This is a genomic window from Monoglobus pectinilyticus (assembly GCF_002874775.1).
Taxonomy (GTDB): domain Bacteria; phylum Bacillota; class Clostridia; order Monoglobales; family Monoglobaceae; genus Monoglobus; species Monoglobus pectinilyticus.
Genome location: NZ_CP020991.1, coordinates 2471652 through 2484066, shown reverse-complemented (window position 1 = coordinate 2484066; position 12415 = coordinate 2471652). Strand labels below are relative to the sequence as shown.

Genomic DNA, 12415 nt, shown 5'->3' with positions numbered 1-12415 from the left:
TCTTACCTCCTATTTCCCATCTCATACTGTCATAGAGTTATACCGCGCTCATTTTTTATGCTGGCTTTTCGCGCCGCTGACAATCTCTGTTATTTCCTGAGTTATTGCGGCCTGTCTTGCCCTGTTATACGCAAGGTTAAGTTCCTGAATCATATCCTTAGCGCTCTTTGTCGCGGAATCCATTGCCATCATTCTGGCATGCTGCTCGCTCGCAAACGCTTCCACCATTGTTCCATATATTAATCCCTTGGCATAATTCGGGACAAGGTTTTCCATAACTATTTCAGGAGACGGGTCAAATGTGGCAGTATGGTGAATCTCACGATGTTTGCCGCTGTGCAGATTTTCAAATCTCTCACGCCTGAACGGCAGTATTTGAAGCAGTTTTGCTTCCTCTTTCATAGACGATATCATATCTGTATACACTACATAAACATCGTCCAGCTCCTCTGACAGAAACTTACTCAGTATCAACTCAGAAATTTCTCTCGCCCTGTACATACTGGGATTCTGAGCAGTGTATTGAAAATACGCTTCATACGGTATGCCCTTTCTTGCAAAATACATTCTGCCGACCTGACCTATTATAAAGAGCTTAATTTCTCCGCCCTTAGCAATCTCCTGCTCGGTAAGTTTAAGCACGTTATGATTATAGGCTCCTGCCAACCCCTTATCTCCTGTTATCACGATATAACCTTTTTTACGTTTTTCATTTGGTATCTCATCGCGGCGGTGAAAATATAAATTGCTTGTATGCGGGGTATGCTTCAAAATATGAGCAATAGTATTCTGCAAAGTATAAAAATATGGTTCTGTATCGTCAAGTCTCTGCTTAGCGTGCTTCATCTTTGATGAAGATATAAGATACATTGCGTTGGTTATCTTCATTATATCATTAACACTTTTTATTCTCGAACGTATTTCACGCATATTAGCCATTATCTCACCCGCTTTCAGTCTTCCTTAATATTGTTTTCGTTTAACACAACTTCCGCTTCTTCTCCCGGGTCATCAGCCAATGCTGATACATATCTTCCGGTCTTGAATTCCTTGCACAGCTCTATGATTTTTTCTTCGTCTTCATCACTCAGCGCCTTAGTTTCGCTTATTGTTTTTATTATTCCAGGAGCTTTCCGCTCAACAAAATCTATAAAGTCTGACTTAAAGTTTACTATTTCATTTATCGGTATATCAAGCAGCATTCTATTTTTGCTCACAGTGAGCAAAAGCACCTGAGCATATAGAGGCAGCGGATTCAGCAAAGGCTGTTTTAAAAGTTCCATTATTCTGTCTCCGGTGTCAAGCAGCTCTTTGGTTGCCGGGTCCAAATCCGAACTAAACTGACTGAACACTTCCATTTCACGATACTGCGCCAAATCAATACGCAGATTTCCGGCAACTTTTTTCATCGCTTTGGTTTGCGCTGCTCCGCCTACACGAGACACTGAAAGCCCCACGTTTACAGCCGGTCTTATACCTGCAAAAAACAGCTCGTTTTCCAGAAAAATCTGACCGTCTGTTATAGAAATAACATTCGTAGGTATATACGCCGAAACATCTCCTGCCTGGGTTTCTATAATAGGCAATGCAGTGATAGAACCGCCGCCGTGAGCCTCGTCAAGACGGCTGGAACGCTCAAGCAGACGAGAATGCAGATAGAACACATCGCCCGGATACGCTTCTCTGCCCGGCGGTCTCTCCAATAGCAGAGACATTGCCCTGTATGCAACCGCATGCTTAGACAAATCATCATATACAATCAATACGTCTTTTCCGTTGTGCATAAAATATTCGGCCATAGCGGTTCCCGAATACGGGGCTATATATTGAAGCGGCGCCATATCGCTGGCGGACGCTGAAACAACTATAGTATAATCCATTGCTCCCATATTCTTGAAGTCGCTGACAAGTTTTGCAACCGTAGAAGCTTTCTGTCCAACAGCCACATAGATACATATAACGTCTTTGCCTTTTTGATTAATTATTGTATCAGTCGCTATTGAGGTTTTTCCAGTCTGTCTGTCCCCGATTATAAGCTCACGCTGACCCCTGCCGATAGGAAACATGCTGTCTATCGCAAGTATTCCGGTTTCCAGCGGAACCGTTACAGGCTGTCTTTCAATAACTCCAGGCGCCGGGCTTTCAATTGGATAGAAATCGTCTTGCTTTATCTCACCCTGTCCGTCTATCGGGTTTCCTATAGCGTCAACAACCCTGCCGATTAAATTATTTCCTACAGGCACTCCGGCGCGTCTTCCTGAACATCTGACCTTTGAGCCCTCATGAAGTCCATGGTCGCTTCCCAAAAGCACACAGCTGACCGTCTGTTCTTCCAGCCCCTGAACCATGCCTTTTACTCCGGTCTCAAATATAACCAGCTCGCCGTACATAGCGTTGCTTAAGCCATACACTGTCACAATGCCGTCGCCCATGCTGATAATACTGCCCTCGTCAACAGCTGTCATTTTTACATCAAAATCAGATATTTCTTCTTTCAGCACTGAAATAACATCACTTGTGTTAATACTGCTCAAATCTATCACCTCCGCAAAAGTGTTCTGCGCATTCTGTCTAAAGCTCCCAAAACACTTTTATCATATACCTTATCATTTACATAAAGTCTGAAACCGCCTATTAAATCTCTATTTTCAACCAAGCTTAACTCAACAGACTTTACGCCATATTTTTTAACCAGCATTTCCTTAATACCGGATACCGATTTTTCACTAACCGGCTCTGCATATTCAAGAGAAGCTTCAAGCACTGAATTGTGTCTGTTCCAAACCTGCTTATAACTCTCCTCTATCAAAGGCAAAACACTGTAATCACCATTTTTACATACTGTCTTCATAAACTTTCCAAAGCCGCCGTCAAAAATTCTGTCTATAACCGCATATTTCTCTTTTAAGCTTATTGTTGGATTAACCAATGCTTGTCTGAGCTCATCCACAGCAAGCAGTGCGGTGAACTCCATGACATTTTTTATGTCACTGCTGATTTGATAAAGCGCCTCAGCATAATTCAAAGCCTCTTTGGTTATTATCTTTGCTCTGCTCATTTTGCTTCACCTACCTCAAGGATAAAGCTGTCAACAGCGCTCTCAGAAACATCACCGTTCTTCGCCGCCTTCAGCGCCGCGTCCATAACGAGCGAGGCTATCTCAGACTTAGCTTCAGATATTGAGCGTTCTTTTTCCAGCTCAATCTGTTTGTTAGCGTTTAAAACAATATTTCCGGCGTCTTCCTTGGCTTTGCTTATTATCTCATCACGTTTTGCTTTGGCTTCCTCTTTGGCGGACTTTATTATATCTCCGGCAGCCGCCTCAGCAGTTTTAAGCTTATCGGTGTAAGCCGCTTTTAAAGCGGCGGCTTCCTGTTTCGCCGCAGAAGCGTTGTCTAGAGACGATTTTATCTCGCCCTCGCGCTTCTCCATCATTGCAGTTATCGGACCAAAAAGAAACTTTCTAAGTAAAATATACAATATGATAAGATTTACAAAGGTCCAGATTATATTCCAATTTAAGTTAAGCATTCAAACCGACCTCCGTCATCCAAATAATAAAAATACCTCTCCTATTTCAAGAACAGGATTATCATGATTGCGATAACGAATCCATAAATAGCGGTTGCTTCCGCAAGAGCACATCCCAAAAGCAGAGCCTTATTGATGTCGCCTTTGGCTTCAGGCTGTCTTGCAATAGCTTCTGTCGCCTTTGAAGTTGCTATTCCTATACCAATACCTGCTCCTATACCTGTGAGTGCCGCTATACCTGCACCGATTGCTATTAATGCTCCCATAAATATACATCTCCTTTAAAATTTCTGATAAATTTATATGTAGTTTAATCAATTTTCTAATTTAAGACTATTCCGTTTCGGTTACTTCCTGAATATAAAGCGATGTCAGGAACACAAAAACATATGCCTGCAATAATCCGTCAAATATATCAAAATAAAAACTGAATGCAAGCGGAACAAAAACAGGAACAACCATTTTTATAAGCTCCATAATAACAAATGAGCCCAAAACGTTTCCAAAAAGCCGCATACAAAGTGAAAGCGGTTTAATTACGATTTCCAAAACATTAAGCGGCGTCATAAAAGCCATCGGCTGGGCAAAACCCTTTATCCAGCCTCCGGCGCCTTTCGCCTTTATCCCGGCAGCCTCCACCAAAACAATACTCATTATGGCAAGCCCCGCAGTAACATTTAAATCCTTTGTCGGCGGCGTAAGCCCAAAAAGACCAACTATATTAGAACATCCGATATATAACAAGACAGTTCCCAAATAAGGGATATACATCTTTCCTCCCTCGCCTAAAATCCCGGTAAAGAAGTTATTTATCCAGCCGATAAACGTTTCCAAATATACCTGCACTCCGCTTGGCGCAAGTTTCAGGTTTCGGACAAATATGATAGAAAACAAGACAAGAACAGCCATTATCCCCCAGGTTATAACCACGGATTCCGGCACCGGAATCCCTCCGAAAATCGGAATTGTAAAAGCAATGGTTGTTTCATTCAGCTTTGTATAAAGTTCCGCTGCAATATCATTCACAGTCTGTCACCGCCTTGTTAAAAATTTCTCAAACTCAAAGGGTAAAATAAAAAAGAAATACACCAGATGCCTCTTTGCATGCTGATATTAATTTCTTTTTTATCTTAAATTACTTTTCAAATTATCTCTCATATATTAACAATTCAAAAGTCATCACTAAAAAAGTCAAATTTTATAAAGCAACAGCTTGTTTGAAAACAAACAAAACTGTTCGAATTCAAACTCTTTACTTGAAGATAGTATATTCCCATTTTTTTGAATTGTCAATCTTAAAATTAACAAATATGTATATAGAATACAAAAGAAAATTGTCACAAATTCCTTTAAGGAATTATTTTATATCGTATTGATATGATTTTATTATTTTAGCAAAATAGCCAGTTCCGGAACGTTCTTTTTGATTTCCTCAGTAACCCAAAAGGCTATTTTGTCCGCTCCGAAGATATTCAGGTGAGTATCATCATCATCGCCGTTTTCGTAGAACTGTGAATTTAAGAACTCAGGGTTATACATAAACCTCTCATCATGAGGCTTTATAATTTTGTATAAGCTCTTTGCTTCCTCAAGACCGACCTCGTTTATCCAGTCGTTTGTCCTCTTATAGACATCCAGCACCGGAATATTCAGCTCTTTTCCCAGTTCTTTAGCGGCATTGACGTATTCTTCAAGGCTCTCGTCTGAAAGCTTACGTCTGCTCACCGAGGTTGCCAATATCGGAATTGCTCCGGCATCTCTCGCAATATTTATATATACGCTCATATAATTTTTATATGAGCCTTTTTCATCAATTTTACCAAATGCCGGAGCATATCTTGACGGATCCTGTATTTTAGAATCATTATGACCGAACTGTAATATCAGAAAATCGCCCTCGCTGATATTATCCTTAAAGACCTTAAAATTATCTTCTTCTGTGTAACTCTTTGCGCTCCTGCCGCTCATGGCTATATCCGCAACCACGGCTTTATCGCTTATAAAATACTTATCAAAATACTGAGCCCAGCCGGTTTGGGGAAACCTGTTGTTTTCTCCGCTGTGTGGATATATGCTTGCAGTGGAGTCGCCAATAACAAAAATGACCCGTCTTCCCCTTCTGTCGATTATATTTGAGTTTTTCTCCTGCCTTTTTCCGCTGCCTTTCAGAACGTTAAGCACAAAACTCTTGTCAATGTTTATTTCAGGATAATCCTGATACGAAAAATGAGCCGTTATAGTCACTTTCTTCTCCTCGGGCAGGCAAATTACCTCGCCCGATGTGGATACAGAATCCGGGTCTGAACTTGACCACGAAACATCGGCATAACCAAATTTAGTATTTCTGCCGTCCCAAAGGTTAAGGTCGCTGCAAACCCTCTCCTCACACTCATTTTCAAGCTTGACCTCGGCAAAATCAATGTTTTCAATCTCTGTCAATAACGCTTTGTATTCCTCATTACTATACTTTTTCACATCTTTCACCTCTAAAAATTTTTTCAGTGTTACACTCTATGATTAACATTATATATCAAATATTTTATTTACTCAAGTCATAACTTAAATCTATTAAATTATACAGCTCATCTATTGAAACAGAACCGTCCAGCAAAACCGTAATCCAATGTTCTTTATTCATATGATAAGCCGGAAAATAACCTTTTTCTTTAATTAAAGAACCTATTAAAACAGGGTCGCATTTTAAGTTTATAATATTCACAATTTCAGAGTTATTCAGCCCTAAACTGGTTTTCGCCACTGTCATTAACAAAGCGAACCATTTCGCATTGTCCTTATGCCTTAAAACAGCGCTTTCAGGTGATTTAACCCACGGATAGTCAGGCTCCGCACCGTATTTTTGTTTAGCATACTTAAAAATATCCTGCTTGTATCTTTCAGCAGTATCTTCGCTTCCTCTTATCATTTTACTCCCCTTCTTCTGATAAAGACTGATAACTTCCGTAAAATTCAGGTATATAACACAAATCGGACGAGCCTTCTTCCTGAACATAGACATTTTCCATTCCCAGGGACGCGCAGTAATCTACCAAAGTTTCATAATATCCTTTCGGCAAGTTCCTGTTAAGCTCATCCATACCTCTCACTCCGGGCATAATGGTATACTGGCTCATCAGGCTTAGCCAAATTTTGTCCTCATATTTTTCAAACAAATAGTCAACTATTTTTTTAGCCTCAAAAATCAGACCGGGCAATAACATATGACGTATTATGACCCCTTTTTTTATAAGACCGCTGTTGTCAAATTCCCACTTGCCCACCTGCCTGTACATCTCTGAAACAGCTTCGGAAGCCGTTTTAAAATAATCTTTTGCGCCGGAATAACGTTTGGCGTATTTGTCTGAATAATATTTCATATCAGGCAGATAGACGTCTACATACCCATCAAGAAGTTTCAGTGTTTCAGCTTTCTCATAACCGCCGCAGTTATATACAACAGGCAGATTCAGACCGCGTTTTTTCGCATTGTCCAAAGCGGAAACCAGTTGGGGAATATAATGGGTCGGAGTGACCAAATTGATATTGTTTGCTCCCTTATCCTGAAGCTCCAAAAAACAATCGGCAAGTTCTTCATCCGTCTTTTCAAACCCTTTTCCTTTTGAGCTTACATCATAATTCTGACAATACACACATCTTAACGTGCAGTTTGAAAAGAATACCGCACCGGAACCGTTTTCACCCGATATACACGGCTCCTCCCAAAAATGCAAATCAGCCCTGGCGATTCTGGCTTTGGCTCCCGCGCCGCAAACCCCTGTTTCGCCGCTGAGCCTATCCACACCGCACTCCCTCGGACACAGCCTGCATTCGCTCAAAATTTTATATAAATCCATTTGTATACATCTCCAAAATACCGCCGCTAAAGCACGCTGAGCGCATACCTGAACCCCTGACTTTCTACAGAAGCCGGATAATTTATGATTACCAAATCATCAAACTCCGTATGGCGGTAAAACTCGTCTATTTTAAACTCTCCTCCGCCGAAACCATATAAGCCGTTAACATGCCGCGGGTCGATTATATAAACAACGCTGTAGTTATTAAGCGCCCAGGCAGAAAACGCGTTGCCGTACGAGTCCTTAATAATACAAATTTTTCTGCCGTTATCAACATTCGTTTTAAATACGGTGACCGGATTGTCTCCGCCAATAAATGCAGAATAAGAGTTTATATTCTGGTCTACCGGCGCCACGCTCATCAGATAATCACGCATATATCCGTCACGATACACAGTCCCCTCGGCGTTTACTTTAGGCATAAAACGCTCCAGCGTTTCAAAGTTGCCTGAAATTTTCGCCAGCTTTCCCTTTTCATCATCTAACTCTGTCAAATACTTCTGCCAATATCCAATAAAATAATCAAACTTCATATTCTGAAAACTATTAATATCGTCAGCCGTTTCATTCTTGCATTCCAAAAACGACTTATAGGCGTAGTACGCCCCTCTTTGCGTCCAATGGTTATCCGTCATAAAATACAGCTTTTCTCCGCCATGCTCATATAAAGCTGTAACAGCGTCTATAGGTGTGACCCAGCTTTTCAGGCTGTCATAAACCATAGACAGCCCCTCAATTTGGCTCCTATAAATTTCTTTCGGTGCATAAAACTCGCTCATAGACGGCACAAGCAGCGAATATGTGTCAGCGAGCGGAACCTTTTCGGCTATGTGATTTATTATTTCCGCATATTCTTTTGCATTTTTCTCGGAAATACTTATATCCTCAAAACCAACGTTGCCTACAACATGCAGTCCCGGAAAACTTTCAACATCATTATACGCCATGCGGTATCGTCCGTCAATCCAAACACCGCCGGACTTCAGCGGATTAACAGCCGGTCTGTTATTAAACTGCGTTCTCTCTTCCAACGCAGTCTCCCCAAAATTCAATAAGATTTTTGCCGCGCTTGAAGTTTGACTGCCGTCGGTAACACGAACAATTTTATAAGCGTCAAAGTATTCCACCTTGAAACCGAAACTCTCGGCAAAGAATCTTAGCGGCAGCATTAATTTTTCATCGTTTATATAGCAGTTTACAGCGTCTTTGACCGCTGTTCCGTTCACGTAAACAGGAGTTGAGGCTCCCGGAAGGATTGTTATTATTATATCCCCCTTACTGAGGGTTGCACCGAACACAGTTTCGTCCCAAAAGATTTCCGCCCCCACGCTTTCCGCCAGCTCACGGACAGGAATATAAGTAACGCCGCCGAGTATTTCGGCAGGCGCGGCAAGCCTGTCATCGTTTACGACTATCATAACATAGTCGGTTTTTACCGCATAAGCGGAGAAGGACATACAAAGCGAAATAAACACTATTATTAATACGCCAAAACAGAATTTATTTTTCATATAATCACCGATATAACAATTTTACAAATTATGATTAAATTCACACAATAACTTTATCACACCGGTCATAAAAAGTCAACGCACTATCATATTAACTAAACGGATTTTAGCGATGGGATTTATTCTTTTCGCGTGGTTATTAAGATATTGAGTCCGTCGTTTTCCATAATAAAATCGCAGCTGTTTGACTTCTATATAACTTTCTGAAAATTTATCAGTTTATCTAAATATAAGTACAAAAAACTTGTTAAAATTAATTTAAACAATTCCGGTTAAGCAATTTTTAAATCTTGACAATTTACATCGATAAGAGAGTATATTAATTAATAATAGAAATATTTCTGAATATCTACACAACTAAGAAATTTAATATTTATCTATAAAATATTTTTAACAGACATGTTTACTAATGACTTTATAGTAAATGGGGTAGTTTCGCTTAGTTTTGCGAGACCTTTTACATTACTGACTGCTATATTAAAATTATGTGATGGATTTTTCATATTAGAGGAAGTATAAATTTTTAAATCATTTGTTCTAATTAATTCCGCTATACAAAAATTTAAAATATCAGAAACAGAAGCATCATAAGTTAAAGAAGCTTCTTCCAAAAAGTTATATAAATCATCTTCAATTTCATAAGTTTTACGTATTCTTTTTTCTCTTTTAGAGAATTTGTTATTTAAAAATTTATTATTCATCATTCGTTATGCCCCTTTTATGACCTAATATTACAATAATTTATAAGATGTCTTTTTTCATCCTTACCGTATTATATAATATGTTGTGATATAAGTCAGAACAAACTAGATAATTTATATCTAAAGCAGATAAAGTAATAAAAATTTTTTATAAATATTCAATTTAATTTAACTATTCCAGGCAAAACTCACTTAATATTGAGTTCTTACTCCTACCAAAGGCGTTAAACGTTTCAATAGAATGGTTATAAAGTAATTGATTGTTTATTACTCTCTTATTTTTACAATAACATATTTATTATTAATAAAACATTCACTAATTAGGTAGGTTTAGCAAGCCTCGGTAGGGAGGACTTTGTCCTCCTCGTGAGGTGCGCAGCCGCGGTTATATATAATAATTATAAATATCGTTTCACCAAAAACACACTTAATTATTCTATAATTGCTTACTTTGATGCGCCAGGCCCTGTTTCGCCCGCCGAGCCCGGGCGAGATCGTCTTCCCTAAAAGGGAAGACGATTAAGTCAAACCTATATAATAACATTTATAACAAAAAATGACGCTATAGCAGTTTTAGCTGCTATAAGCGTCATTTTAAAATATATTAAAATATTATCCCGATTATCTGTATGAGTAGCCGCCTTTTATCATTACTATAACATCATTACTGGCTGTGAAACCTCTGCCGTCGTTCACCGGAACAATCAGCATATGATTCGACGGCAGCTCTGTTCCGTCCGGCAAGTCATAACCATAAGTCGTGTCGGCTATTCCGCCCTTCTCTGTCCCGATTACCACACCGCTTCCTTTTCTCAGAATAAATTCTGCCCCGGCGTCAAATATAACCGTTTGTCCTGCATCCACATTTACAACAGAAAACTTCTCAGAATATGAATCCGAAGTCCCGCCTGACATCTTCTGCTCAACGTATGCTTTAAGCTGCGGCACCACCACATCAACTATATAGCTCTTTGTAACCACAGGGTCGTCTGTGTCCCCCGGCTCAGCCAATACCAGCGTTGCGCCCAAAACTGAGAGAATCGCCGCAACTGCAATAATCATCTTTAACCACTTATTTTTCATTTTCACGCCTCCTTTTCATATGTGTATATAACCGCCGTTCATTTTTTATTAATCCTCCAAACCAAAGCTGATGCTTATGGCATGGTTAACACGGTTCATCAGTCCATCGTCAAGATGACCAATTTTCTCTTTAAGACGTTTTTTATCTATAGTCCTAATCTGCTCAGCCAAAACAACCGAGTCCTTTGACAGCCCGTAGCCGCCTGCGTCCAGTTCTATATGCGTGGGCATTTTAGCTTTATTAAGCTGCGACGTTATAGCCGTTGCAATAACGGTTGGACTATACTTGTTTCCGACATCGTTTTGAATAATCAAAACAGGCCGTACTCCTCCCTGCTCTGAACCTACAACAGGGCTTAAATCAGCATAATATATATCTCCTCTTTTTACTACCAAATCAATTCACACTCCGCAAGTTAAATTCCCGTTTATGTCTTTGGTAATATTTTATGCTGAGAGACCTGTTTTTGTTCTGTGCTGCAACCGGACAACTTGCGGTAATGAACGGTTGTTTTATGTACAGGTCAATCTTTGAAAGGACTGTCCAAAAGGTAATTATGAACGTCTGCGACCTTGCCGCCCCTCATATATACCCTCGGAATTCTCTTACCAATGACACAAAGGATTTCATAATTTATTGTCCCCATAATGCTCGCTATATCCTCAATGGGTATTTCTGCGCCCTCTGAGCTTTTTCCGAACAATATGACCTCATCACCGATATTTATATTATTAACATCTGTGACGTCAATCATACATTGGTCCATACAAATATTTCCGACCTGCTTGCATTTTTTGCCTTTTACTATCATTTCTGTCTTATCTGAAAGGATTCTTGAGTAACCGTCTGCATATCCAATAGGCACCGTAGCGATTTTTGTTTCATTATTTTTTGTTTTAAATTTTCTGCCGTAGCTTACAGACGTTCCCTTTTCAACTGTCTTAATATTGGTTATCTGAGCCTTCAGCGACATAGCCGGTTTTAAGTTTAAAATATCTTTTGATACAAAATCACTCGGCATAAGCCCATAAAGTATTATACCCGGTCTGACCATATCCATGTGAAATTCCGGAAACCTCATCAGCGCCGCGCTGTTACAGCAGTGGCACAAAGGAACTTTTACCCCGGCTTCCCTTATCCTGCTGCACAAGGTGTTAAACCGGTTATACTGCAGCATTGTATACTCGTCGTCATCGTCATCTGCTATGGCAAAGTGGGTAAACAAACCGTCTATTTCCAAATACGGCAGTTTTGAAATCTCTATAATTTCATCAACCGTCTGCTTATTTATTTTTTCATCCTCTGTGTATCTGAATCCAACACGCCCCATACCGGTGTCAATTTTAATATGTATTTTGCCGGCCTTATTCAGCTTGGCTCCGGCGTTTGACATCGCGACTGCCAGCTCTTTGGTATAACAATTCGGCATTATATCGTTTTCTATTAACTCCTCGGCATATTTAGACGGAGTATTTCCCAAAATCAAAATCGGAGTATCAATACCGCACAGCCGAAGCTGAATAGCTTCATCCAAAAAAGCCACTCCCAGCGAATCAGCGCCATTTTCGAGAAGCGTTTTTGCAACCTCAAGATAGCCGTGTCCGTATCCGTCGGCTTTGACAACTCCCATAATTTTAGGCTTATCACCGACATGTCTGCGTATCTCTTTTATATTATTTTCAATTGCGTCAAGGTCTATCTCAGCCCACGCGCGCTTTTCAGTAACCATAATTT

14 protein-coding genes are annotated in these 12415 nt (G+C 39.9%); all 14 read right to left on the bottom strand.

Going from position 1 to position 12415, the window contains the following annotated elements:
- Positions 1 to 48 precede the first annotated feature (48 nt).
- A complete protein-coding gene (atpG, locus tag B9O19_RS10445; protein WP_102366356.1) occupies positions 49 to 939 on the bottom strand; it encodes an ATP synthase F1 subunit gamma in 891 nt (296 codons plus the stop codon).
- Between the two features lie 14 nt (positions 940 to 953).
- Positions 954 to 2534, bottom strand: a complete 1581-nt coding sequence (gene atpA / locus B9O19_RS10440) for a F0F1 ATP synthase subunit alpha (RefSeq protein ID WP_407937701.1) — start codon at positions 2532 to 2534, stop codon at positions 954 to 956.
- A gap of 5 nt (positions 2535 to 2539) precedes the next feature.
- Positions 2540 to 3058: an ATP synthase F1 subunit delta gene (gene atpH, locus B9O19_RS10435; protein ID WP_102366354.1), complete on the bottom strand. Its 519-nt coding sequence runs from the start codon at positions 3056 to 3058 to the stop codon at positions 2540 to 2542.
- Positions 3055 to 3531, bottom strand: a complete 477-nt coding sequence (gene atpF / locus B9O19_RS10430) for a F0F1 ATP synthase subunit B (protein ID WP_102366353.1) — start codon at positions 3529 to 3531, stop codon at positions 3055 to 3057. Before atpF ends, atpH begins: the two co-directional genes overlap by 4 nt.
- A gap of 41 nt (positions 3532 to 3572) precedes the next feature.
- Entirely contained in the window at positions 3573 to 3797 is a 225-nt protein-coding gene (atpE, locus tag B9O19_RS10425; protein ID WP_102366352.1) for an ATP synthase F0 subunit C, read from the bottom strand.
- A 67-nt stretch (positions 3798 to 3864) separates the two neighbouring features.
- Positions 3865 to 4557, bottom strand: a complete 693-nt coding sequence (locus B9O19_RS10420; RefSeq protein ID WP_102366351.1) for a F0F1 ATP synthase subunit A — start codon at positions 4555 to 4557, stop codon at positions 3865 to 3867.
- A gap of 360 nt (positions 4558 to 4917) precedes the next feature.
- Positions 4918 to 6006, bottom strand: coding sequence for a rhamnogalacturonan acetylesterase (locus tag B9O19_RS10415; protein ID WP_158648985.1), 1089 nt, complete (start codon positions 6004 to 6006; stop codon positions 4918 to 4920).
- Between the two features lie 64 nt (positions 6007 to 6070).
- Complete coding sequence (locus tag B9O19_RS10410; RefSeq protein WP_102366349.1) at positions 6071 to 6454, bottom strand: MmcQ/YjbR family DNA-binding protein; 384 nt, start codon at positions 6452 to 6454, stop codon at positions 6071 to 6073.
- 1 nt (position 6455) lies between these two features.
- Positions 6456 to 7382, bottom strand: coding sequence for a radical SAM protein (locus tag B9O19_RS10405; RefSeq protein ID WP_102366348.1), 927 nt, complete (start codon positions 7380 to 7382; stop codon positions 6456 to 6458).
- A gap of 26 nt (positions 7383 to 7408) precedes the next feature.
- A complete protein-coding gene (locus B9O19_RS10400) occupies positions 7409 to 8896 on the bottom strand; it encodes a DHHW family protein (RefSeq protein WP_102366347.1) in 1488 nt (495 codons plus the stop codon).
- Between the two features lie 377 nt (positions 8897 to 9273).
- Positions 9274 to 9600 carry a hypothetical protein gene (locus B9O19_RS10395; RefSeq protein ID WP_102366346.1) on the bottom strand — a complete coding sequence of 109 codons (327 nt, stop codon included), beginning with the start codon at positions 9598 to 9600 and terminating at the stop codon, positions 9274 to 9276.
- A gap of 618 nt (positions 9601 to 10218) precedes the next feature.
- Positions 10219 to 10680 carry a hypothetical protein gene (locus tag B9O19_RS10390; RefSeq protein WP_102366345.1) on the bottom strand — a complete coding sequence of 154 codons (462 nt, stop codon included), beginning with the start codon at positions 10678 to 10680 and terminating at the stop codon, positions 10219 to 10221.
- A gap of 48 nt (positions 10681 to 10728) precedes the next feature.
- Entirely contained in the window at positions 10729 to 11076 is a 348-nt protein-coding gene (locus tag B9O19_RS10385) for a type II toxin-antitoxin system PemK/MazF family toxin (protein WP_102366344.1), read from the bottom strand.
- Between the two features lie 128 nt (positions 11077 to 11204).
- Positions 11205 to 12410, bottom strand: a complete 1206-nt coding sequence (gene alr, locus B9O19_RS10380) for an alanine racemase (RefSeq protein WP_102366343.1) — start codon at positions 12408 to 12410, stop codon at positions 11205 to 11207.
- Between the last annotated feature and the right edge of the window lie 5 nt (positions 12411 to 12415).

Bases quoted from the DNA above. Each gene is read 5' to 3' on its own strand.
- B9O19_RS10405 (WP_102366348.1), bottom strand. From the start codon at position 7,382: ATGGATTTATATAAAATTTTGAGCGAATGCAGGCTGTGTCCGAGGGAG.
- atpH (WP_102366354.1), bottom strand. From the start codon at position 3,058: ATGAGCAGAGCAAAGATAATAACCAAAGAGGCTTTGAATTATGCTGAG.
- B9O19_RS10395 (WP_102366346.1), bottom strand. From the start codon at position 9,600: ATGATGAATAATAAATTTTTAAATAACAAATTCTCTAAAAGAGAAAAA.
- B9O19_RS10410 (WP_102366349.1), bottom strand. From the start codon at position 6,454: ATGATAAGAGGAAGCGAAGATACTGCTGAAAGATACAAGCAGGATATT.
- atpE (WP_102366352.1), bottom strand. From the start codon at position 3,797: ATGGGAGCATTAATAGCAATCGGTGCAGGTATAGCGGCACTCACAGGT.
- atpG (WP_102366356.1), bottom strand. From the start codon at position 939: ATGGCTAATATGCGTGAAATACGTTCGAGAATAAAAAGTGTTAATGAT.
- alr (WP_102366343.1), bottom strand. From the start codon at position 12,410: ATGGTTACTGAAAAGCGCGCGTGGGCTGAGATAGACCTTGACGCAATT.
- B9O19_RS10390 (WP_102366345.1), bottom strand. From the start codon at position 10,680: ATGAAAAATAAGTGGTTAAAGATGATTATTGCAGTTGCGGCGATTCTC.
- atpF (WP_102366353.1), bottom strand. From the start codon at position 3,531: ATGCTTAACTTAAATTGGAATATAATCTGGACCTTTGTAAATCTTATC.
- B9O19_RS10400 (WP_102366347.1), bottom strand. From the start codon at position 8,896: ATGAAAAATAAATTCTGTTTTGGCGTATTAATAATAGTGTTTATTTCG.